This is a genomic window from uncultured Rossellomorea sp. (assembly GCF_947488365.1).
Lineage (GTDB): Bacteria > Bacillota > Bacilli > Bacillales > Bacillaceae_B > Rossellomorea.
Window position 1 is genome coordinate 342,001 of sequence record NZ_CANKZT010000003.1, and the last position, 22,422, is coordinate 364,422.

The window sequence follows — 22,422 nt, forward strand, 5'->3', positions numbered from 1 at the left end:
TGTTTTGTTCCCCGGATTAAAGGCCCGGGGGACAAATTCAATCGATGAAATCCAGTCTTAACCCGCATCTAAGCCGAATAGACTATTCATGATAACCACTTTCAAAAGGAAGAGGGGTGGCATGATGTTTTCGGTGACAGAGATGCGTACGTTCGAGTTGTTTTCTGTTCCGCATATTGCTGTGCTTTTGATGTTTGTGGCTTTATCGTTTATCCTTGTTTACTTTAGACGCTTCCTGAAGAGGTATCAGTCATTCTTGAAGGGGACGTTATTCTGGATGCTGGTCCTGTCAGAGGTATCGTGGCATATCTGGCTCGTCTCAACAGGGACGTGGGAGGTGGGGGATCTGCCTCTGCAGCTCTGTTCAGTCAGTACCTTTATCGCTATTTATTTATTCCTGAAGCCGAATCAGAAGGCATTCTATCTGCTGTTCTTTATTGGATTTCTTCCTCCGATCTTAAGCATGGTAACACCTGAAATAGCATATCAATTTCCTCATTTTCGCTTTCTTAAATACTTTCTCCATCATGCAGCGATTGCATGGTCCGTCCTTTATTTCATCGTGTATGAGGGATACAGGGTGCCACGAAAAGCTGTATGGACCGGCTTCCTGATGGTCAATCTTCTCGCCCTTCCGATTTTCTTTCTAAACCTTCTTCTAGAAACGAATTTCTTCTACTTAGCCAATCCAACGGAATCTAAAACGATCCTTTCCTTTTTCGGGTCGGGTGTCATGTATTATATCAATCTGGAAATCGCGGCACTTGTGGTGTTTTTCGTGACGTATCTTCCGATGGGGATGCTTAGGAAGCGGGAGAGGGATAAGGATAAAGTTCATTCAGATGGATTTGCCTAAATCCAGCCTTATGATTCCGCGACTACCAGGGACTTACCCAACTTACAATCTAACTAAAATACAAAAGACCCGTTCTCTCAAATGACGGGTCTTTTCAGCTTTCTCATATTTTCCCTGTTCCACCTGCATAATAACCCCATAGACCCATATCGAGTCAATCAGCACGACTTACGAATCATTGACGGGTTCTTCGCTTCTGTTATAGTTTAGACTTGCTGAAATTCGGACTGGAGTAAGGAAAGGGGGCGTGTAGATGAGGAGTGTCAGGGGTCGTTTGTTCGGTATGTTGCTGCTGTTCATTATCTTGCCGTATTTTCTTTCGGTGTTCATTATTTATAACAATACGAAGACGAGTGTCGAGGAGCATGAGATGAAGACGAGCCTGGAAGAGATGAGGGAGAGCGGAGCAGTGCTGGAACGGTATTTCGATGATATGACTTCGGTTCCCTATGCCCTGTATAACGATCCGGATGTCCTGAGGGTTTTCGAACAGGGACTGAAAGGGGAGCAGGTCCAACCCTTCGAGAGGAGCATGAAGATCTTCACCGTCACCCGACCGGAAATCCGGCAGCTGCGCATCTATTTCGACCGGGGTCAAGAGGCGATGACAGTGTACAGGTCGAAGTTCAGTGCTCCGAAAGTCCAGGAGGATTATCTTCAACAGACCCCTTTCGATAAGCTGTATCAGTCGTCGGAGAATTATGTCATCGAACGTCCTCATGTGATCGAGAATGCGAATAACGCAGCGATCATCCCGGAGTCGGATCGGACGAAGGTGCTCACGATCCACCACAAGGTCAGCAATGTCCTGACTGGGGAGTTTCTCGGCTTCTTTTCCATGGACATCGAGATGAGCTCCTATTCGTCCCTCATCCATCATCTGTCCGATACGGGGGAAGCCCGGGTGGCATTGGTGGATGAGCACGATACCATCATGTATTCCAACAGCCCGGATAAGATGAGTGAAACCTACAAGGGGGAGAAATCTTCTGAAGAACTCATTCTGACCGAGAATCTGGATGGGAATCTTGAAGGATGGAAGCTGGTAAAGATCATTTCGAAGGATGCGCTGTTCAAGGACGTAAATGAAGCGGCATACACGAATATTGTCTTGGGGGTCGGTGTGGTGGTCCTTGGAATCATCATGATCGTGATCATTTCCCATATCATCACGAAGCCCATCACCAATCTTAGTGAGAAGGTCCGTTCCATTGAGGGAGGGAACATGGACATCGATTTCACCACTTCGAGGAAGGATGAATTGGGTCATCTTGAAGATCACATGGATGATATGCTGGACCGGATCAATCAGCATATCGACCGAGAGTATAAACTGGAAATCGAGAGCCAAAGGAATCAGTTCCGTGCCTTGAGGTCCCAGGTGAATCCCCATTTCCTCTTCAATGCGCTCCAGACGATCGGGGCCGTCGCCCTCAGGTCCAGTGCGAAGGATGTTTACAAACTGATCATTTCCCTGTCCAAGATGATGAGATATTCCCTTCATGCGGATCAGTGGGTGACCGTACAGGATGAATTGAATTATATCCAGGCCTATCTCTCACTGCAGAAGGAGAGATTCGGGGAGGGGGTTCACGCAGAGATCGAGATGGAGGAGGAGATCCTTTCCGCTTCGATTCCGAGCATGATCCTTCAGCCCCTTGTGGAGAACTATTTTAAACACAGCTATGAAGAAGGCTATGACGATTCCTCTTTGAAGATCACAGGGAAACGGGACAGGAATTCCATCCTATTCCTCATCAAAAATACAGGAGCATCCTTGTCAGAAGAAGAATTGCAAAGAATCAAAGCGTCCGTTTACGCCAAAGGTTCCCCCAAGTCGTTTCAGGACAAGGGAATCGGGCTGAAAAATATTTATGACCGATTGCAGTTGAATTTCAACGATCAAGTATCTTTTCATATCGATACAATGGAGGGGATGGGCTTCAAGGTCACCATGAGGCTCCCTTTCCTTCGGGATAGATAGAAGGGGGAAAACCAATGAAAGCACTGATTGTCGATGATGAGCGGAATGTCCGCAACGTTATACGTCAGCTTGGGGAATGGGAACGTCTCGGCATCACTACGGTCCTCGAGGCGGCAAACGGCCTGGAAGCGCTGGGTATCATCCAGGCTGAACAGCCGGATATCATCTTTACGGATATCAAGATGCCGAAGATGACGGGAATGGAACTCATCGAAGAGATCAACAAGCTGTCATACAAAAGCAAAATCGTCCTCATCACAGGTTATGACGATTATACCTTCATGCGGAAAGCAATCCAGCTGAACAGCTTCGACTATTTGTTGAAGCCCATCGATGATGACGCCTTTGACGCCGTCTTAAGGAAGGTGGTGGAAGCAGTGAAGCAGGAGGCGGCAGAAGACACGGAACAAGAAGAAATCCTGGAAGAAGCGATGAGATTGCGTGCCAATCAGGTCATTACCTCGGTATGTTCCGGGGAGGAAATCGAGGAAGATCTACCCGTGCCGCTTCTCCCGGCGGATGAAGGGATGGATATGACCCTTCTTTCCTTCTATCGCACGCATCGGGCCGGGACGTATACGGCAGCACTCTCGGAAGAACTGCAAACCCGGAATATCGGAAACGCCTTCACGTATCTCAATGAAGAGAACCTTTGCATCGTCTTCACTGCGAATGATCAGTGGGTCTATGTGGAGGAATGGATCAGTGAGCATATATCCCTCCCCATCAGACTTGTCCAGGAGCGTCTGAATTCCTTGGAAAGGATCCATGAGGTATTTCAGGGATTAATGGGTGACCTGGAACAGAATCAATGCCGCACGATCCGCCGTCCAGATGAACTGGAATCGGCTAAACGCATCCAGGAGATCGTTTCCTATGTCGAGACGTACTATATGGAAGACATTTCCCTTGAGAAGCTTTCGAAGATGTTCTTCTTGACGAGGGAGCATATTTCCCGGACGTTCAAGAAAGAAACGGGTTTGACCCTGTCGAAATACGTGATGAAGCTTCGGATCGACCAGGCAAAATCCTGGCTGCAGGAGACGGAAGAGACGATCTATTCGATTTCCACCATGCTCGGCTACCAGGATGAGAAGTACTTTTCCAAGCTATTTAAGAAAGTGACGGGGATGACGCCCTTTGAATATCGATTAATGGAACCTTCAAAGGGGGTGACGGAATGAGTAAGAAGATGATCCTTCTCGTCATCTTCGGCCTTCTCTCTGCGATCCTTGCAGGCTGTGGGGCAGCGAAGGAAGAAGGGAAGAAAGAAACAGAAACCGAACCTGATAAGGTGACCCTGACCATACGTAACCCGAAAGTCGAGATTGCAACGGAATTCGAACAGATGGTGTCGGCTTATGAGAAAGAGCACCCCGGCGTCGACATCACGGTGGAAACGATAGGGGGCGCAGCCGATGATTATTCAGATATCACGGCAAAGCTCGCTGCCGGGGCAGGTCCGGATATTTTCACGAATTTGGGAAATGACGCAGCGAAGGAATGGCTTCGCTACTTAGAAGACCTGTCAGGTGAACCATGGGTGAAAAGAGCATCAGATCGCGTGTTGGGAGGGATCACGTTGGACGGGAACGTCTACGGGATGCCCATGAACATCGAAGGGTTCGGGATTGTATACAACCGGGAATTGTTCGAAAAAGCCGGTATTTCTTCCCCGCCTTCCACCTTCTCTGAGCTTAAGGATGCGGCAAGAAAGTTGGATGCAGCAGGAATCATGCCGTTTGCCAATGGCTATTACGAGGATTGGAAACTCGGGCATCATATGGCGAGTGTCGCTTTCGCCCAACAAGATGGCGGGTTCATCGAAGGGATGAATGACGGGTCGGCTAGCTTCGAAGAGAACCCTTTATTCCAGGACTTATTCTCCCTGCTCGATCTGACGGTCCGTTACGGGAATGAGCGTCCCACTAAAACTGATTACTATACAGAGCTTGACCTGTTCACAGATGGAAAAGCGGCCATGGCCTTGCAGGGGAACTGGATTCAACCGCTTCTAGACGGAAAGGATATCTCCACAGGGATCTTCCCGGTGCCTCTCAATGATCAGTCGGAGAGCAGGATCCTTGCCGGGGTGCCGGGATACTGGGTCATCAATAAACAATCATCCCCCGAGAAGAAGCAGGAAGCGAAGAGGTTCCTGGACTGGATGGTCTCATCACGGAAAGGTCAGGAGTTCATGACGGAGAAGTTCCATTTCATCCCTGCCTTCAGAGACATCCCTGTCACGGACCTCGGTCCACTGGGGCAGGAAACCTTGAACCTCATCAAGGAGACGGACACCTTCAACTGGTCTTCATTTTCTCCTTGTCTCAAAAAGGAGATGGGGGAGATCATGCAGGCACAAATCAATCAGGAAATCTCCCGTCAGCAAGCATTGGAAACGTTCGACCGGACTTGGAATCAAGGTACATGTCCATCCCCCTCCTCGTGACCGGTGGGGGGTTTTTTTTGACCCTTCAATTTCTAACATATCAATGTAAGACGAAATCTGAATCAATCCATGCCATATTCAATATGGGGTATTCCTTCTTATACTAAGTATGTAAAGTAACAGCGAACTTAATTCGCCGGCACTTATAACTATCATTTAGGAGGAGTACATAATGAACTATCGTCAATTTGCAAACAAAGCAACCGTTGTTTCATTAAGTGCAGCCATTCTTTTCGGAGGCAGCTTCACTTCTGTTTCTGCCAACGGGGCTGACGAAAAAGGATACAAAGAAACGTATGGCACGTCACAGATCACCCGCCAGGATATGAAAAACATGGTCGAGCAGCAGGGAGACGCTCAATTCAAGATTCCTTCCTTCGACGCTTCTTCCATCAAAAATGTAGAATCAGCAACCAAAATCGATGAAAACGGAAATGAAATCAAAATGGATGTATGGGATACATGGCCGCTTCAAAACGCAGACGGCACCGTGGCTGAGTACAACGGCTATCACATCGTGTTCGGACTTGCCGGTGACCCGAAAAACGCCAATGATACCTTCATCTATATGTTCTATAAAAAAGTCGGCGATGATTCCATCGATGCCTGGAAAAATGCGGGACGAGTTTTCGATGATGAAGATAAATACAAAGCGAACGACGAAACATTAAAGGGTCAGGTAGAAGAATGGTCTGGGTCCGCCCTCTTCACAGAAGACGGTGACATCCGCTTATTCTACACAAACCGCGGAGATTTCAATGAAAGCAAGGGACTATTCGGACGTCAATCATTGACAACAGCCCAAGTGAATATCTCTGAACAAGCGAAAAACGAATTGAACATCGACGGTGTCAAGGATCATAAATCCATCTACAGCGGCGGCGACGGAAATACGTATGAAACAGTCGGGAAAGCATTCGAAGACCGCAACTTCATGAATAACCATACGCTTCGTGACCCACACTACATCGAAGACAATGGGAAAAAATACTTAGTATTCGAAGCAAACACAGGTACAGAGTATGGCTACTCGGGTAAAGATTCCCTGTACAACCGTGCGTACTACGGAAACGGAATGAACTTCTTCCAGAAAGAATTCAAAGCCCTTCAGGAAAGCCCGAAGAAAGATCTTGCTGAACTTGCGAACGGCGCCATGGGCATCATCGAAATCAACGATGACTACACCATCAAGAAAGAAATGAAGCCGTTGCTTGTATCGAACACGGTGACAGATGAAATTGAACGCCCGAACATCTTCAAGAAGGATGGTAAGTTCTATTTATTCACAAGTACTCGCGGATCGAAAATGACCATCGAAGGCACAGACGATGAAGATATCTACATGTTAGGATACGTAGCAGACTCATTGACAGGTCCTTTCAAGCCAATGAACAAGTCGGGAATCGTCCTCCATCAGGATCTTGATCCGAACGACATCACATGGACGTATGCACACTATGTCATCCCGCAAAAAGAATCGGACAAATTTGTCGTAACCAGCTACATGACCAACCGTGGGTACTTCCAGGACCACAAATCAACATTCGCTCCATCCTTCCTGCTTGATATCAACAACAAGAAATCATCCGTTGTGAAGGACGGTATCCTGAAGCAAGGTCAAGTCACATACGACGAGCAATAATAGCAAACTTCAAAAAAGGAAAATGTCATTGATGGCATTTTCTTTTTTTAGTAGGTGGTGGAAAAAATGAATCTAGTAAAAAGAAAGAAGGGAATCGTCCTGCTGATTGTTCTGCTCATCCTGGTGATTAGCGCGGCTGCATGGTGGATGAAGACGCCTGAAAGGGAGAAGGAACCGGTCGTGAACAAGGAGGTATCCTACCGTTCCTCCTACCATTTCACAACCCCGGATAAGTGGAAAAATGACCCGCAAAAGCCGGTTTATTATAAAGGGAAATACCATTACTACTATCTTTACAATAAGGACTACCCGGACGGCAACGGGACGGAGTGGCGCCATGCCGTATCCAATGACCTTATCCACTGGGAAGACCAGGGAGTCGCCATCCCCAAATACACCAATGAAAACGGTGATCCATGGTCCGGATCCGTCGTCATCGACCGGGAGAATACGGCCGGTTTCGGAAAGGATGCCTTCATTGCGATCGTGACCCAGCCAACCGGGGAGACGGGTGAACAGGAACAATACATGTGGGTGAGTACCGACGAAGGAAAAACATTTAAAAATTATAGTCATGAGCCAGTCTTGAAGAATCCTGGTATGAAGGATTTCCGTGATCCCAAAGTTGTGTGGGATGATGAACGGGATAAGTGGATAATGCTCATGGCGGAAGGTTCGAAGGTCGGTTTCTATGAATCTGAGAATCTGAAGGACTGGACGTTTACGGGGGACTTTCAGACACCGGACTTAGGCGTGTTGGAATGCCCGGACCTTTTTAAAATGAGGGCGCCCGATGGCACGGTGAAGTGGGTGCTTGGTGTTAGTGCAAATGGAGAAGCTATTGGGGAGCCGAATACGTATGCCTATTGGACCGGGGAATTCAATGGCAGTTCGTTTGAAGCGGATCAGGCGGATCCCCAGTGGTTGGACTATGGATTCGACTGGTATGGTGGGGTGACGTTTGAAGACGGCATGGCCGATGATAAGGAAGAGAAACGTTATGCGTTTGCCTGGATGAATAAGTGGTCTTATGCAGATAATACTCCCACGATGGAGCATGATGGGTTTAATGGGACGGATTCAATTGTGAGGGAAATCAGGTTGGAGGGTGATGCTAGAAGTGGATATTATCTTGGCTCCAAACCTATTGAAGCGCTTGATGGGTTGGTGGAATCTACGGAGACGTTTGAGGATGTTACTGTAGAGGATGGTATGGAGAAGCTGGACATCAAAGGTGACGTGTATCGGATCGAAGCGGACATTTCGTGGGACGAGGCCGAGCAAGTCGGTTTCAGATTACGCGAATCCGAGGATCGATCCCGACATATTGATGCTGGAATCTCCCTGGCAGGTAACTACTCATACCTGAACCGGAACTTTACCGATCAACCGGACAGAGAAGGGAGATTCGTGGAAAGCAAGGCACCATTCGATTCCGCCGCTAAACAGGTTCATATCACTATACTAGTTGATAAGACGAGTGTGGAGGTGTTTGTTGATGATGGGCGGATTGTTCATACGAATTTGGTCTTTCCGCAATCTGGGGATCAGGGTATTTCTTTATTTTCTGAAGGGGGACAAGTGACGTTTGAGAAATTGAAGGTGGGGAAATTAAGGTCCATTAAATGAATACATCAGTGAGGAAAAACCTTTAAGAATTTTGTGAAGTCACCTAAATTTTGGGTCTGATCTCCGGTAGGTGTAACACACACTTAAACGTTTTACGGAACCGGGAATCAGACCATTATTTTGACTACCTCTCCATCACATGCAAACAAAACTCCAAATCCGCCTGTATATGCTCCTTCATCAACCTCTCAGCTTCATCCCCATTATGAGAAACGATCGCATCATAAATATCCTGATGTTCATCAATTAAAAACGGTCGGTTGTGATAAACCACCGTCTTCCTGAATAGGTAGATGATCGACTGCATGCGTTCGATGGTGTCGACCATGACGGGGTTGTTGGTGGCATTGACGATGATGTCATGGAATTGCTTGTTGGCTTCCATGATTTGTTCGGGTGTCCCGGTCCGGCCGATGTGGATGCATTCCTTCAGCTGGTTTAGGTCCTGATCATTCATGAAAGTAGCAGCTGATTTGGCTGCGAACCCTTCAAGGAGTATACGGACCTGGAAGTAGTGTCGAAGGTCCATATCCGTTGGGTTGACGACACGTTTTTGTTTGACGAGCCCTTCCTGTTCGAGCTTGCGGATGGATTCACGGATCGGTGTCCGGCTTACACCGAGCTCTATCGCCAGTTTTTCTTCTATGAGTTTTGTGCCCCGTTCGAGTTCGCCGTTCAGGATTTGATCCCGGATATATTCATACGATTGTATATAGGCGTGCTGCTGCGTTTTCTTCTTCAAGTTGATCGACTCCAATGAAAGACTCTGCCAGTCTTCTTTACGTATTCGGCTTCCATAATAAAAGCCCTTTCTAAAAGTATAGAACGAGTGGGAATGATTTAAAAGTTATAACTGAAAATAATTTTGTATACATTTTATATATTTTTGTATACAAAATATAAATTATTGTGTACAATTGGTGACAACAGCAAAATGAAAACGCTTTATCAACAGGAGGGAATGGACATGAGACTTGGATTTATTGGTCTTGGGATTATGGGGAAACCGATGTCACTTAATCTAGTAAAGAGTGGCTACGATGTAACCGTGTTTGATCTTAATGAGTCTGCAGTAGAAGAGTTAGTGAGCTTGGGAGCACGCGGTGCAGGTTCTCCGAAAGAAGTGGGGGAGCATAGTGACATCATTTTCACCATGCTTCCTAAGGGAGAGCATGTCATGAGTGTGGTCCTTGGTGAAAGCGGTGTCATCTATGGCGCGAATGATGGAACGATTGTAGTGGATATGAGCTCCATCTCTCCGGTCCAGTCGAAGGAAATTGCCGCAGCCCTTGCCGTAAGAGGGATGGAGATGCTGGATGCTCCGGTAAGCGGTGGTGAGCCAAAGGCGATCGACGGAACACTGGCCATCATGGTCGGAGGAAAAGAAGAAGTCTATGAAACAGTGAAACCGGTATTGGAAGTGATGGGTCAGGATATCACCCTTGTTGGGGATCATGGTTGTGGTACGACTGCGAAGCTTGCCAATCAGATCCTGGTGAATGTCCATATCGCAGCGATGTCTGAGGCACTGACGTTAGCGTCGAAAGCGGGAATCGATATTAAGAAGATGTACGAAGCGATCCGTGGAGGGTTGGCTGGAAGTGCTGTGCTGGATGCGAAGGTTCCATTGATCCTTGAGCGGAACTTTGTCGCCGGCGGGCGGATCGATATTAATGCGAAAGATCTGACCAATGTAATGGATACGGCTCACTCCATCGGGGTTCCATTGCCGCTGTCAAGCCAGGTGCTGGAGATGTACCATGCGCTAATGGCAGACGGGAAAGCTGGGGACGATCATGGAGGACTGATTCAGTTTTACGAGAAACTTGCGAATCACGAAGTAAAGGGTGTCAGCCAGTGATAAAAGTGAGAAATGTAGATGAAATACTATCGTCCTACCAATCTATTGATCAGCAAAAAGTGAACCAATGGTGGAAAAAAGTCAGACCTAATTTCACACACAAGATTGTCGTCCTTGATGATGATCCGACAGGCGTCCAAACCGTTCATGGGGTTTCTGTCTATACGGATTGGGAGGAGGAAACCATTGAACAAGGGTTTGCCGAAGATAATCAGATCTTCTTCATCCTGACGAACTCGAGAGCTTTTACGGCAAAAGAAACCGAGCAGGTCCACCGCGATATCGCAGAACGAACCGAGGCCATCTCCAAAAAGCTGGGGATACCTTACCTCATCATCAGCCGTGGTGATTCGACTCTGAGAGGACATTATCCCCTTGAAACAGAGGTTCTCAGACGAACGATGGAATCCGAAAGCAACATGAGTGTGGATGGGGAGGTCATCCTTCCGTTTTTCAAAGAAGGCGGGCGATTGACGATTGAGAACACTCACTTTGTTCAGCAGGAAGACGTGCTGGTACCTGCCGGGGAAACCGAGTTTGCGAAGGATCGGACGTTCGGATACACATCGAGTCATTTAGGTGAATGGGTGGAAGAGAAGACGAAGGGTGCTTTTCCTGAAAAAGGCGTCACGTATATTTCACTGGAATCCATCCGGAACATGGCCATCGACGGAATCGTTGATCAATTGCTTGGTGTGAAGGGCTTTGGCAAAGTGATCGTCAACGCCGTGGAAGAATCGGATGTGAGAGTCTTTACGACGGCGCTTATTCTTGCCATCCAGGAAGGAAAGCGATTCATCTTCCGTACGGCGGCAGCTTTCACCAAGGTGATCGGGGATATCTCTTCACGACCATTGTTAACGAAGGAAGAGTTGATCAGCGAGGAACGGGAGAATGGCGGATTGGTCATCGTCGGATCGCATGTCAAGAAGACGACGGATCAATTGGAGAAGCTCCGGGAACTGCCATCCCTGCATTTCATTGAGTTCGATGCTCATCTGGTGCTGGATAAAGAAGCATTTCAAAAGGAGATCGAGCGTGTACAGCAAGAGGCAGAGACGAAGGTTGCTGAAGGCATCAGCACGGTCATCTATACGAAGAGAAAGCGCTTAGATCTCGGCGACGGGATGGAAGAACAGGAACTACAGTTATCCGTTGAAATCTCGAATGCCGTCACAAGCATCGTGCGTCATTTCTCCATACGACCGAATTACTTGATTGCTAAAGGCGGAATCACCTCCAGTGATGTGGGCACGAAAGGATTATGTGTAAAACGTGCCACCGTTGCTGGACAGATCGCACCGGGGATACCGGTCTGGAAAACAGGGGAAGAGAGCACGTTCCCGTTCATTCCTTATGTGATTTTTCCAGGGAATGTAGGAGCAGTCACGACGTTAAGAGATGTGGTCTCGACACTGGAAGGGTAATGGATCCATGCAGGATTCCCTCTTTCTAAAGGGGAATGCAGGGCGATTCTGCTTGTGATAAACGTGTTTCACAAAACAAAGGGGGTAATCGTACATGGTTACAGGCAATATGTTGATTGTGATTTTCTTTCTGGCATTAGCAGCACTTTTTTTCTTAATTTTAAAATTGAAAGTTGAACCATTCCTTTCCTTGATTGGGGTTGCATTCGCAACGGCTGTGGTCATCGGGATGCCGTTAAATGAAGTGGCGGCCACCGTGACCCAAGGATTCGGGAACACCCTGACCGGAGTCGGGATCCTTATCGGACTCGGTGTCATCTTCGGACAGTTCCTTGGTGCATCAGGTGCGATCGAAAAAATCGCGGCAGCGGTACTTAAAGCATTTGGTATCAAAAAATCTCCAGCCGGTCTTGCATTGACGGGGACAGCCGTTTCGATTCCTGTATTCTTCGATGCGGCATTCGTCATCCTAAGCGGATTGATCAAAAGCTTATCGAAGAAGACGGGTATCTCGGTCATTTCATTTGTTACGGCCCTTGGTGTAGGATTGATTGTTTCCCATAACATGATCGCCCCGACACCAGGACCTCTTGTAGTTGCAGAAAACACAGGTTCAGATCTTGGCTTGTTCATCCTTTACGGCATCCTTGTAGCAATCCCGGCTACACTTGTCGGGGGGTATTTCTACGGACTGTTTATTGGAAAACGGATCAACCATTCAGGTGCCATCGAAGAAGTGGCGGTTAGCCTTGAAGATGCACCGAAAAAGGAAATCAGCACAGGTTTAAGCTTCTTCATGCTGGCACTTCCAATCGGACTTATTTTGATCAACACGGTATCGCAGTTGCTCATCCCGGACACGGGTCTTTCAAGTGTATTGGGATTCATCGGTGACAAGAACATTGCGCTATTCATCAGTGTGGTGGCAGCGATCATCCTGCTTGCCCCTTATATCTCAGTTCCAAACAGCAGATTGTACTCAGAAGCCATCAACTCAGCCGGGATCATCATCCTGGTGACAGGAGCGGGTGGAGCATTCGGAGCGGTGATCAATAAGAGTGGAATCGGCGATTATTTAATCGCAACGATGCAAAGCTGGAGCATCCCGGTTCTATTACTTGCATTCATCTTCTCACAAATCCTGCGTGCGTCACTTGGATCCGCGACCGTTGCCCTTGTGACAACGTCCAGTATCCTTGGACCAATGGCCGTTGAGCTTGGTGTATCACCAATCTTACTCGGGCTTGCCATCTGTGCCGGTGGTATCGGTCTTTCTCTTCCGAACGATTCAGGATTCTGGGTTGTGAACCGATTTGGTAAATTGACGGTTGTGCAGACGTTGAAAGCCTGGACACTCGGTGGTTTCATTGCCGGGTTGACGGCGATAACAACAGTTTTAATTTTGAGTTTGTTCTCGGGGATACTTCCGGGGTTGTAGGAATAGGAAAGGTCCGTCCCTCATGAGATTTGGGGGACGGACCTTTTAAGGCTAACCGAATGTTTGTCTAATTCCATCAAACCCTCTACAATAAAAGCAACAAGAGATGGGACGCTCGTCTCATTACGGAGGTGGAAGTGAAATGAATAAGACCGAGAAACATTATTCAGAGGAAAAGTTTTGGGATAAGTTGAAGAGGTACGGTTTAAAGGCCGGGCATTCTGTGGTTTATACAGCATTGCTTCTCTATTTTGTCCTGCAAAAGCCGGATATTCCCGTGAAGGCGAAGATGATCATCATCGGGGCACTCGGATATTTCATTCTTCCAACGGACTTCATTCCCGACATGGCGGTGGGTGTAGGATTTACCGATGACTTTGGTGCGTTGGGTCTGGCTTTATTGCAGGTGGCGATGTATATCGATGACGAGGTGAAGGCGCAGGCCAAGGCGAAGTTGAGAGATTGGTTCGGGGATGATGTGGATACGTCAGAGGTTGATGGGAAATTGTAAGAGACAGAGAAAAGCCACCCGCTGAATTCAGAGGGTGGCTTTTCATACGAGATGGTCAATTTCAAGATAGAACTACACTAACACAGAGTTCAATGGATGACAAACTTAAATGATCAGGGATGAGCGGGGCCCTTGCCACGAACTGCAAATTGGTGTATGCTGATGGCGAAAATATATAGGTGACATAGAGAAACTATGTTGGCGTCCAATTGGTTAATGACGATTGGTTATCGTAGCGCAGTGCCTCCTGATTATCGGGGGGCACTTTTATTTATATCTAAGGGGGAATGGGTTGTGTGGATAAAAGACGTTCTGTACGGAGAATACAAAGTGGACAGGGTATTGGAAGAACTGATTCTAAGTGATCCTGTTCAACGATTAAAGGGGATCCATCAAGGCGGAGCCAGTTTCCTGGTCAATGAGGAGTGGGATGTAACCAGATACGAGCACTCAGTAGGTGTAATGCTTTTGATTAAAATATTGGGAGGCCAAGTAGAGGAGCAGATTGCTGGATTACTGCATGATGTATCACATACTGCCTTCTCCCACGTCATTGATGGGGTTCTCGATAATCTTTCTGAGGATTACCACGAAGAGATTTTCGAACAGGTCATCCTTCAATCTGAGATTCCTCAAATCTTGGAGAAGTACGATTATGACTATCGGGACATCCTTCTTGATGATTCCAAATGGTCACTGCTTGAGCAGCCGGCACCTGAGCTTTGTGCAGACCGGGTGGATTATACGTTGAGGGATATGTATAGATATGGGTTTATCTCATTTGAAGAGGTTCACGATTTCCTGGAACAGGTTGCAGTGGTGGAAGGGAAGATCTGCGTGAAAACCATTGATGCAGCTGAGTGGTTTGTTAAAACTTATTATACAGAAGTGATTGACTTCTTCATGAATCCGTTGAATATCTATGGAAATCATTCTCTTTCTAAGGTATTAAAAAGTGCATTAGAAAAAGGATGGATCAGCTTGGATGATTTTCTTGGGGAGGATGAAGAGGTACTCCAGAAACTCCAACACACTGATGACCACATTCAGATGCTCCTAAGTGAACTGAATCAAGATGTATATATAGAAGAAAACAAAGCCGACTACGACATTCACCATAAAGGAAAGGTGAGGCTGATAGATCCCTCGGTTATGAATGGGTATGGTTTGCAAAAGTCGTCTGATATGTCGGAAGAAGTGAGACAAAGGGGAGAAGCTGCTTTTGAAGTCAGTAAAACAGGCAGGTATTTGAAGGTGAATGGCGTTGGTTAGTTGAATAGGGTCCTGCTTTGGGTCGAGCAAGCAAAGCGGGTCGTCTATTAGGATGCCCCGCATTTTATACTGGAAAAACATAATTGGTCATTTTCATGCTCATACTAAAGCATATACGTTTAAAGGAGCGAGTACCATGACTGAATCCCAGCAGACCATGCTTGGCCGTTTAAAAGAGATCCAGGAGAATCAAACCGAAATGTGGACCAGCTATTGGCAGCAATATTCTGATCTTGCCACCTGGCCGTTTTGGGTATTGGCTGCATTGTTTGTTCTTCCTTTGATCATTCTTCTTTTTAGAATAGATAAGCGAAAGGCCCTACTTATAGGGTTTTATGGATATAATGTTCATGTTTTTTTTACATACGTAGATGCGATAGGAGCCAACATGGTGAAGTGGTTCTATCCTTATAAAATTTTCCCGGTGCTGGCGAGCTCGGTCTCACTGGATGTGTCCTTGGTTCCCGTTGCCTACATGCTCATGTATCAATTTACATTAAACCAACATAAAAATTATTATCTATTCATGTTGCTGCTCAGTGCAGTCTTTGCATTTGCTTTCAAGCCATTGCTTGTTGCGTTGGGTCTGTTTGAGATGAGCAGGGGTACGAATTATTTCACCTTATTCATTGGATACGTGGTGGTCGGTCTGATTGCGAAATGGATCACGAATATCTTTGTTTACTTCGAAAAGAAAGCTCATTGATCTTTCATGGTTTCCCGTCTGCCTTACCCATGACGTTGATAAAATCCTCGACAAAGCTTGGATAGTCCAATTCAAGGTAGATGTTGATGTTTTTTTCAGCAGGCTTTGAACTGGGCCTGAAATCAGCGATGGACGTTCCCATTCCTGTTCCCGTGGTCAAGATGTTGATTTCCCTTCTGATAGACTGCCCCATTTCCGGGTTCACCATCAGGGATAGGGTCACGACATCGTGAAGGGGGGCACCTTTTATTCCGGGAACGAGCTTCTTATAAGCATCAATATAGTACTCCATGACTTCATCCATGATTTCAATCAATGGATTATCTGACATCTGCTGGATATAACGGATTTGGTCCATGGTGATGATGGCTTTGTTCGAGACATTCAAGGGAACGACGTAAAGATTGTCCAGATCCCTGACCACCACCTGTGACGCAATGGGGTCCCCATAGAAGTTCGCTTCTGCAGACGGGGTGACGTTTCCGGGAACTAAAAATGCTCCTCCCATAATGTAAAATTCCTTGATGTCCTCGACGATATTCTCACCTAATAAGTAAAGGGAGGCGAGGGATGTACTTCTCCCCACGTCAACGATGGTGATATCGTCCTGGTCCTTGATGATTTTGTAGAGTTCTGAGAAATTGGTCAGTTCACCAGCTAAGCTCTCAGGGGGTCTGATGGGTCCGAGCCCTTCCTGTCCGTGGATCTCAGGATAGTACGTTGGGATTTCCCCTGACGATGGGCTATTGGTTCCCCCGATGATCGGGACATCCTCTCGTCCGGCAAGCTTAAGCAAGTAGGCTATATTATCCGTTGCCTGCTCTTTTGAAGTGTTCCCATAGCTTGATACGATGGCGAGTACTTTAATCTCGGGATTCAGTAAGGCGTACATGATGGCAATGGAATCATCAATGCCGGGATCCGCAAACAAAATGATTTTCTTCATCGGACATTCTCCTAATCAATGATAGTGTACTTATATAACGTATCGATAGAAAAAAGGGATTATGCCTTTGAATGAAGTCTTTCTTCTACTTATCCTCGAATAAATCCTCGTCCCCCTGTGGTTCTTTGATTCCATGCTTTTCTTTCAGGAATCGTCCGATGACCGAGCTATTAATGCCTTCTCGAACGGCTCGCTCGATAATGATATAGAAGATAAAAAGAAAAATAATCAAGATGATGATGCTAATAAAGACGAAAAAGAGTTCCATGGCGTTCACCTCCGAAAATTGATTTGTGTTCGTTTAAATTATCCACCCATTCAACACCATTCCCATATTCATCACCATATGAAAAGCAATTGAAGGATAGAGGCTATCCGTTTTCAACACCACAATGGCATAGAATAAGCCTCCGAAAGAGAAGAGGAGACTCAGAAGTACCGGGATTCCGATGGAGAGATGTAAGAGACCGAACCCCAAGCTTGTCACCGTGACGGCATAAAGGACGGAGACGTTTCGTTTCAACGATGACAACATGATGCCTCTCCAAATCAGCTCTTCTAGTATCGCGTTAAGGATGGTAAATCCTATTGCGAAGAGGAATAGGGATTTCACCTCACTTATTTCTAGGGACCAGATGAGTGGGATGAAGATGGTGCTTGATCCCGCCAGGCCAATCAGTAAGAATAAGGGCAATGAAATGGTGTGCGATGGCATGGAGATGCGCTTTCTCCAATTCGGGAACTCAGTGAAGAATCGGATTTTTTCTTTTGATATCAAGTGTGAGAATGCTAGCGCCATCAAGATGATTAGAAGGAAGCTCCTGTTCAACAGAATTTTCGTTTCTTTTGAAACATTCCACTCGTTGATCCAGCCGGTTGCAAGTTGAAACACCAGTAACCCGAGCAGGAAGAACAGGAATAGGGAAATGACCGATCGGTTCTTTTTAGTAGAAAGATAGAGAATGAGAAAGCCCAGGAGCGGCAACAGTCCCCAATCGTATGTTCTATATGAAAGAAGGATGATTCCTGTGAAAAACAGGGAGGCAGAACTGATAAGGAAAATCGTTTGCTGTGAACGGATCATGGGGGTCCCCCTTGGTTGTTCTTTATAAATACTTTAGCATAATTTTCCTATCTTGTATGAGTCCTTTTTTCGTTAAAGATGAAGAGGCCGTTGCTTGTGGTAAAATTAGGATAAGTTACATAAGAGAGGGGAAAGAACATGTACAAACATATCATATGGGACTTCGACGGCACTCTTTTTGATACATATCCCGTCATGGCTGGCTCCTTCAAGGATACGCTTGAAAGTCATGGAATCGAAGAAACGTTAGAGGAAATCATGAAACAGATGAAGGTATCAATCACATCCGCTCTAAAACACTATGAAGAAAAGTATGGGATTGGGAAAGAATTTGTTACAGCCTACAATTCCAGGAGAAAAAAAGTTGAATTCGACAGGTCCAAGCCCTTTGAAGGAATCGTGGAACTTTGTAAGTATGTTCATGAAACGGGAAGAAGGAATTATCTATATACCCACAGGGGAGAGTCATCGATCAGGATGCTGGAGAGTTACGGATTGACGGCTTACTTTTCAGACTTCATTACCTCACAGCACGGATTTGAGCGGAAGCCGAGTCCCGATGCCATTCAACATTTGATTCGTACACATGATATTGATCAATTGGAAGCAATCATGATTGGTGACCGGGATTTGGATCTGGAATCAGGAAAGAATGCCGGGATCAGCTCATGCTTCTTTACGGATAAGCGGGTAGCGAATCCCCATGCTGATTTTGTGGTTACTAGTGTGGAGGAGTTGTATAAGATCATTTGAGGGAAGGAAGTCGAATGGAAAGGCACTATAAACAGCTCCAGTTACTCCCAAGGGAACGTACGTGAGCAATATATGCAGTTGCTTAATAAGGGCCAGCTTGAGCGAGGGTGGTTCTAGGATATATAAAAGGAATGATTCAGTGGAGGGTCATTCTTTTTGGGGGTTTGAGAAAGTTACGCCATTATGAATAAACGGTAGTAGGATACAGCGATGAGGCCATTTTCTAGGAAGGTGGACGGAACCGGTATCCAATGGACTGTTTTAGTACGGAAATGACGTTAATTACCCTTTTTTAGCTAGTGGAGGATTTTAAAAGGGCTTGTGAGACAGAATTTGGGGTGAGATTCCTCTTAAGCAGATGCATCCAGGGAGGAATTGATCCGGATTGGACCGTTTCAATCCTGATCTCAGATAATTGATCCTGATTTGATTTTATCAATCCCATTTTTAATTTATCGATCCTCTATTAAATTAATTGATCCTACTTGTCGAATTTCCTTTAACTTAACGCGTGCTATGGCTGGAAGGCTTCCACTGAAGCCATTAAGTGTTAAGGGAAATTCTCAAAGGCAGCAAGATGTCCTCAACCAGTGAACCGGTCCCGTTTCTCCTTCATTAATAAATCCTGACATGAATAGCGGCATTTTTCATAAAATATTCTGAGGTGAGAAAAATGCCAAGAGTCAAATATACAGATGCAGACGTTGCCTTGATGGCAAGGATGATGAGAGCCGAGGCGGAAGGTGAAGGAAAACAAGGGATGTTGTATGTTGGAAATGTCATCGTGAATCGGGCGAGAGCGGATTGCCTGGACTTCAAGAAGGTAAGGTCCATCCGGCAAGTCATCTTTCAAGTGCAAGGAGGAAATTATTCCTTTGAAGCCGTTCAAAAAGGTAATCTCTTCTATAACAGAGCGAGATCGGTTGAGAAAAGATTAGCAAAGCAGAATCTGGACTATTGGGCGCAGCATCCGGCGAAATATGCTCTTTGGTATTTCAATCCTTATGCCCCGTGTCCTCCAACTTGGTATGATCAGCCTTTTTCAGGGCAATTCAAAAACCATTGTTATTACGAACCAGCAGCCGGAACGTGTGCCAGTGTTTATTGATAGCGGAGGATAAGTAGATATTTTATAAAACGGGAACTCTTGGCTGGCAAGTGTTCCCCTGTTTTTATTAGGAAAAGAAACTTGTAAAACGTCATAAAAGCTTTTTCAAATTCCATACACAAGACTAACGACTCGTCCATGACGGGTCGTTTTACTATTTATCAATGACTATCCTTGCGGGGGCCAAATGAATTGTAACATTTAAGAACATCGTTAAAAGTATGCAAAACAGGAAAGTTGATGAAAATAAATGAAAGAGAAATAATATATCGTGTGTGTTGCTCTTTTATAACAAGCAGCCTGTTGATAGGAATGAAAAGATAGGATTCAAAAAAGAGAAAGGTGATGATTATATGAGAGCGGTACAAGTAACAGGATATGGGGATGTGGATAAGTTAAAAGTAGTCGATATCCCCATACCTGAACCTAAAGAAAATGAAGTACTTGTAAAGGTAAAGGCGTGTGCCATTAATAATACGGAAATCTGGATGAGAGAAGGTGCATACGGTACCGGTTCAAAATCCGGGTGGCGGCCTGAAGGAGTACAGTTCCCGCGTATACCCGGGTCGGATATTACAGGCGAAATAGTGAAAGTTGGAAATCTGGTAGAGGAATCGATGGTGGGGAAAAATGTTGTTTTATTCCCGTTTACGTCTAGTGGAGAAGCGGGATCTGAACATATTTCTGAGGATATGTCCTTTATAGGCTCAGAAAACGACGGGGGTTATGCCGAATATGTGGCATGGCCAGCTGATCTCTGTTTTGATATGCCCCTTTCCGGTTACTCGGAAAGCGCCGTTTTTTCAGTAAGCGGGTTAACGGCTTGGCATATGGTCAAGCAGATCCAAGTTCAACCTGGAGAGACTGTTATGGTGACGGGAGCAAATGGCGGTGTCGGATCGTTAAACGTGCAAATCGCCTCTAAGGTCTTTGGTGCCAAGGTTATTGCGATTATTGGTGACTTGGGTGCTGAGGAAAGAATGAAGGAATTAGGCGCCACACATGTATTATCGTATAAATCGGGAAATCTTGCCGAAAAAATCCTGGAAGTGAACGGAGGACCTGTCGACTCTGTATTAGATGTGGTGGGAGATGCGTTGTTCTCTCTATCTCTTAAGGTTTTAAAAAAAGGAGGCAAGTTCTGCATTTCGGGATCTGCAGGCGGCCAAAAGACAGAGCTTGATTTCAGAACACTGTATCTAAAGCATATTACCATGTATGGATCGGTGTTGGGGACGAGGCAGGAGTTTCAAGAAATGCTTCAGGCCATTTCTGAAGGGAAAATAGAACCAGTCATCGATAAAGCTTTTCCTTTGGAACAAGCGAAAGAGGCTCAAGTATATTTTAAGAATAAGGGGAAGTTAGGGAAGATAGTATTACTACCTGAAGAATAAATACATTCGATTAATGCGCCAAACAAATGATTTGTCATCATACTTCGAACATGTCATCATTAATTCATACTAAAATAATCGGGATAAGGAGATGATGAAATGAACGTAGCAGTGGTAGGAGCAAATGGACAGATTGGAAAGCAAGTGGTCGGGCTTTTAAAGGAAAGCAGTGAGCATACACCAAGAGCGATTGTGAGAAAGGAAGAGCAGGCGCATTCCTTTGAACAGGATGGTGTTCAATCTTCACTGGTTGATTTAGAGGGAACGGTGGATCAGATTGCGAATGGCCTGAAGGATGCCGATGCCGTCGTATTCACGGCCGGATCCGGGGGCAAAACGGGTGCCGATAAAACATTGCTCATCGACTTGGACGGAGCGGTCAAAGCAATGGAGGCGGCCAAGCAGGCAGGAATCGACCGGTTCGTCATGGTGAGTGCCCTGCAGGCCCATCACCGTGAGAACTGGAATGAGTCCTTGAAGCCGTATTATGTGGCGAAGCATTTCGCGGATCGGGCTTTGGAACAGAGCGGGTTGACCTATACCATCATCCGTCCCGGGGGATTACTGAATGAATCAGGGACAGGGAAGGTAGCCGCAGCAGAGAATCTATCAAGAGGCTCGATTCCGCGTGAAGATGTGGCCAGAACGATCGTGGCTTCACTTACCGAGGAACGTACATTCAACCGAGGGTTCGATCTGATTTCAGGAAATGATGGAATTGAAGAGGCTGTGCGGAATATATAAGGAGAATGAAGGAATGATCATCCATAGGGTGGTCATTCTTTTTTTGTAGAGTAATTACTTGTAAAAAGCCATAAACGAATATAAGTGATTCAATCCTCCAAAACTGGGTAAACTATCCCCACCTATATTTAAGGAGGTCATTAAATGAAGAAGAAGTTAACCGTTTTAGCCCTTGTTTTTTTCTCGGTTTTTTTATTGGCAGGCTGTAATGATAAGGAAGAAGTCAAGAATCCACCGGAAAAGGCACCTGTAGAAAATACGAATAATGAGAACAATGAACAAGGAGCTTTTCCTTTTACAAATTTCGATTTAGATGTTGATTATAAAGATAATAAATCGATCGATGTGGACTATGAAAATGAAAAAGACGGAGTGGAAGCGAAATACCAGGATGACCTCAATGGTCAAAACCTGCTATCAGATGAAGCAATGGACAAGCTCGCCCCTATCTTTGAAGGGTTCGACTTCGATCAAAATACAGACGGGCAAAAGGTCATCCAGCAAGTAAAAGAAGCATTCTCTGTTGAAGAAGGCTATCAGGTATTTGAACTTGAAATTACATACTCTGATGGGGTTGAAAAGGAGTACAGGGAATAAGACTCCGGTTTTTTTGTT

21 protein-coding genes are annotated in these 22,422 nt (G+C 45.8%); 17 read left to right on the plus strand and 4 right to left on the minus strand.

Annotation, left to right across the window (positions count from 1 at the left end):
* Nucleotides 1–121: 121 nt before the first annotated feature.
* The 6 genes from Q1B03_RS12905 to Q1B03_RS12930 all read left to right on the plus strand — a co-directional run bounded on the left by Q1B03_RS12905 (nt 122) and on the right by Q1B03_RS12930 (nt 8,563).
* Nucleotides 122–856, plus strand: coding sequence for a TIGR02206 family membrane protein (locus tag Q1B03_RS12905; protein WP_299741742.1), 735 nt, complete (start codon nt 122–124; stop codon nt 854–856).
* Nucleotides 857–1,109: 253 nt separating this feature from the next.
* Nucleotides 1,110–2,840, plus strand: a complete 1,731-nt coding sequence (locus Q1B03_RS12910; protein ID WP_299741743.1) for a sensor histidine kinase — start codon at nt 1,110–1,112, stop codon at nt 2,838–2,840.
* Nucleotides 2,841–2,854: 14 nt separating this feature from the next.
* On the plus strand, nt 2,855–4,024 hold the full coding sequence (locus Q1B03_RS12915; protein WP_299741745.1) for a response regulator: 1,170 nt from the start codon (nt 2,855–2,857) through the stop codon (nt 4,022–4,024).
* Nucleotides 4,021–5,292 carry an ABC transporter substrate-binding protein gene (locus Q1B03_RS12920; RefSeq protein ID WP_299741747.1) on the plus strand — a complete coding sequence of 424 codons (1,272 nt, stop codon included), beginning with the start codon at nt 4,021–4,023 and terminating at the stop codon, nt 5,290–5,292. The genes Q1B03_RS12915 and Q1B03_RS12920 overlap by 4 nt, the downstream gene beginning before the upstream one ends.
* A 172-nt stretch (nt 5,293–5,464) precedes the next feature.
* A complete protein-coding gene (locus tag Q1B03_RS12925; RefSeq protein WP_299741749.1) occupies nt 5,465–6,934 on the plus strand; it encodes a glycoside hydrolase family 68 protein in 1,470 nt (489 codons plus the stop codon).
* A gap of 147 nt (nt 6,935–7,081) precedes the next feature.
* On the plus strand, nt 7,082–8,563 hold the full coding sequence (locus Q1B03_RS12930; RefSeq protein WP_299742649.1) for a glycoside hydrolase family 32 protein: 1,482 nt from the start codon (nt 7,082–7,084) through the stop codon (nt 8,561–8,563).
* Between the two features lie 124 nt (nt 8,564–8,687).
* Here the strand turns inward: Q1B03_RS12930 and Q1B03_RS12935 are convergent, their stop codons facing one another.
* Nucleotides 8,688–9,305: a GntR family transcriptional regulator gene (locus Q1B03_RS12935; RefSeq protein ID WP_299741751.1), complete on the minus strand. Its 618-nt coding sequence runs from the start codon at nt 9,303–9,305 to the stop codon at nt 8,688–8,690.
* A gap of 219 nt (nt 9,306–9,524) precedes the next feature.
* Here Q1B03_RS12935 and garR point away from each other — a divergent pair, with 219 nt between their 5' ends.
* The 6 genes from garR (at nt 9,525) to Q1B03_RS12965 (ending at nt 15,778) form a co-directional block, all read left to right on the plus strand.
* Complete coding sequence (gene garR, locus Q1B03_RS12940; RefSeq protein ID WP_299742653.1) at nt 9,525–10,424, plus strand: 2-hydroxy-3-oxopropionate reductase; 900 nt, start codon at nt 9,525–9,527, stop codon at nt 10,422–10,424.
* A gap of 44 nt (nt 10,425–10,468) precedes the next feature.
* Nucleotides 10,469–11,851 (plus strand): four-carbon acid sugar kinase family protein, encoded by a 1,383-nt coding sequence (locus tag Q1B03_RS12945; RefSeq protein ID WP_299742656.1) that lies wholly within the window; start codon nt 10,469–10,471, stop codon nt 11,849–11,851.
* 94 nt (nt 11,852–11,945) lie between these two features.
* Nucleotides 11,946–13,289: a GntP family permease gene (locus Q1B03_RS12950; RefSeq protein ID WP_299741753.1), complete on the plus strand. Its 1,344-nt coding sequence runs from the start codon at nt 11,946–11,948 to the stop codon at nt 13,287–13,289.
* Nucleotides 13,290–13,431: 142 nt separating this feature from the next.
* Nucleotides 13,432–13,800: a YkvA family protein gene (locus tag Q1B03_RS12955; protein WP_299741754.1), complete on the plus strand. Its 369-nt coding sequence runs from the start codon at nt 13,432–13,434 to the stop codon at nt 13,798–13,800.
* 294 nt (nt 13,801–14,094) lie between these two features.
* Nucleotides 14,095–15,072 (plus strand): HD domain-containing protein, encoded by a 978-nt coding sequence (locus Q1B03_RS12960; protein ID WP_299741755.1) that lies wholly within the window; start codon nt 14,095–14,097, stop codon nt 15,070–15,072.
* Between the two features lie 136 nt (nt 15,073–15,208).
* The gene (locus Q1B03_RS12965; protein ID WP_299741757.1) at nt 15,209–15,778 is read left to right on the plus strand and encodes a CBO0543 family protein; all 570 of its coding nucleotides are present in this window, start codon (nt 15,209–15,211) and stop codon (nt 15,776–15,778) included.
* A 4-nt stretch (nt 15,779–15,782) separates the two neighbouring features.
* On the opposite strand, the gene Q1B03_RS12970 is transcribed toward Q1B03_RS12965, so the two are convergent.
* The 3 genes from Q1B03_RS12970 to Q1B03_RS12980 all read right to left on the minus strand — a co-directional run bounded on the left by Q1B03_RS12970 (nt 15,783) and on the right by Q1B03_RS12980 (nt 17,808).
* Nucleotides 15,783–16,724 (minus strand): nucleoside hydrolase, encoded by a 942-nt coding sequence (locus Q1B03_RS12970; RefSeq protein WP_299741759.1) that lies wholly within the window; start codon nt 16,722–16,724, stop codon nt 15,783–15,785.
* 85 nt (nt 16,725–16,809) lie between these two features.
* Nucleotides 16,810–16,992, minus strand: coding sequence for a hypothetical protein (locus Q1B03_RS12975; RefSeq protein ID WP_299741760.1), 183 nt, complete (start codon nt 16,990–16,992; stop codon nt 16,810–16,812).
* A gap of 33 nt (nt 16,993–17,025) precedes the next feature.
* On the minus strand, nt 17,026–17,808 hold the full coding sequence (locus Q1B03_RS12980; RefSeq protein ID WP_299741762.1) for a CPBP family intramembrane glutamic endopeptidase: 783 nt from the start codon (nt 17,806–17,808) through the stop codon (nt 17,026–17,028).
* Nucleotides 17,809–17,946: 138 nt separating this feature from the next.
* On the opposite strand from Q1B03_RS12980, the gene Q1B03_RS12985 reads away from it, so the two are divergent.
* The 5 genes from Q1B03_RS12985 (at nt 17,947) to Q1B03_RS13005 (ending at nt 22,404) form a co-directional block, all read left to right on the plus strand.
* Nucleotides 17,947–18,561, plus strand: coding sequence for an HAD-IA family hydrolase (locus Q1B03_RS12985; RefSeq protein WP_299741764.1), 615 nt, complete (start codon nt 17,947–17,949; stop codon nt 18,559–18,561).
* Between the two features lie 673 nt (nt 18,562–19,234).
* On the plus strand, nt 19,235–19,669 hold the full coding sequence (locus Q1B03_RS12990; protein ID WP_299741765.1) for a cell wall hydrolase: 435 nt from the start codon (nt 19,235–19,237) through the stop codon (nt 19,667–19,669).
* A 353-nt stretch (nt 19,670–20,022) separates the two neighbouring features.
* Nucleotides 20,023–21,063 carry a zinc-binding dehydrogenase gene (locus Q1B03_RS12995; RefSeq protein ID WP_299741767.1) on the plus strand — a complete coding sequence of 347 codons (1,041 nt, stop codon included), beginning with the start codon at nt 20,023–20,025 and terminating at the stop codon, nt 21,061–21,063.
* A gap of 99 nt (nt 21,064–21,162) precedes the next feature.
* Nucleotides 21,163–21,807: an SDR family oxidoreductase gene (locus tag Q1B03_RS13000; protein WP_299741769.1), complete on the plus strand. Its 645-nt coding sequence runs from the start codon at nt 21,163–21,165 to the stop codon at nt 21,805–21,807.
* A gap of 144 nt (nt 21,808–21,951) precedes the next feature.
* Nucleotides 21,952–22,404: a YusW family protein gene (locus Q1B03_RS13005; protein ID WP_299741771.1), complete on the plus strand. Its 453-nt coding sequence runs from the start codon at nt 21,952–21,954 to the stop codon at nt 22,402–22,404.
* Nucleotides 22,405–22,422 lie beyond the last annotated feature (18 nt).

Coding starts and splice junctions, on each gene's coding strand:
- Q1B03_RS12980 (WP_299741762.1), bottom strand. CDS start 17,808: ATGATCCGTTCACAGCAAACGATTTTCCTTATCAGTTCTGCCTCCCTG.
- Q1B03_RS12970 (WP_299741759.1), bottom strand. CDS start 16,724: ATGAAGAAAATCATTTTGTTTGCGGATCCCGGCATTGATGATTCCATT.
- Q1B03_RS12905 (WP_299741742.1), top strand. CDS start 122: ATGATGTTTTCGGTGACAGAGATGCGTACGTTCGAGTTGTTTTCTGTT.
- Q1B03_RS12950 (WP_299741753.1), top strand. CDS start 11,946: ATGGTTACAGGCAATATGTTGATTGTGATTTTCTTTCTGGCATTAGCA.
- Q1B03_RS12955 (WP_299741754.1), top strand. CDS start 13,432: ATGAATAAGACCGAGAAACATTATTCAGAGGAAAAGTTTTGGGATAAG.
- Q1B03_RS13000 (WP_299741769.1), top strand. CDS start 21,163: ATGAACGTAGCAGTGGTAGGAGCAAATGGACAGATTGGAAAGCAAGTG.
- Q1B03_RS12930 (WP_299742649.1), top strand. CDS start 7,082: ATGAAGACGCCTGAAAGGGAGAAGGAACCGGTCGTGAACAAGGAGGTA.
- Q1B03_RS12920 (WP_299741747.1), top strand. CDS start 4,021: ATGAGTAAGAAGATGATCCTTCTCGTCATCTTCGGCCTTCTCTCTGCG.
- garR (WP_299742653.1), top strand. CDS start 9,525: ATGGACATGAGACTTGGATTTATTGGTCTTGGGATTATGGGGAAACCG.
- Q1B03_RS12975 (WP_299741760.1), bottom strand. CDS start 16,992: ATGGAACTCTTTTTCGTCTTTATTAGCATCATCATCTTGATTATTTTT.
- Q1B03_RS12965 (WP_299741757.1), top strand. CDS start 15,209: ATGACTGAATCCCAGCAGACCATGCTTGGCCGTTTAAAAGAGATCCAG.
- Q1B03_RS12910 (WP_299741743.1), top strand. CDS start 1,110: ATGAGGAGTGTCAGGGGTCGTTTGTTCGGTATGTTGCTGCTGTTCATT.
- Q1B03_RS12915 (WP_299741745.1), top strand. CDS start 2,855: ATGAAAGCACTGATTGTCGATGATGAGCGGAATGTCCGCAACGTTATA.
- Q1B03_RS12925 (WP_299741749.1), top strand. CDS start 5,465: ATGAACTATCGTCAATTTGCAAACAAAGCAACCGTTGTTTCATTAAGT.
- Q1B03_RS12985 (WP_299741764.1), top strand. CDS start 17,947: ATGTACAAACATATCATATGGGACTTCGACGGCACTCTTTTTGATACA.
- Q1B03_RS13005 (WP_299741771.1), top strand. CDS start 21,952: ATGAAGAAGAAGTTAACCGTTTTAGCCCTTGTTTTTTTCTCGGTTTTT.
- Q1B03_RS12990 (WP_299741765.1), top strand. CDS start 19,235: ATGCCAAGAGTCAAATATACAGATGCAGACGTTGCCTTGATGGCAAGG.
- Q1B03_RS12995 (WP_299741767.1), top strand. CDS start 20,023: ATGAGAGCGGTACAAGTAACAGGATATGGGGATGTGGATAAGTTAAAA.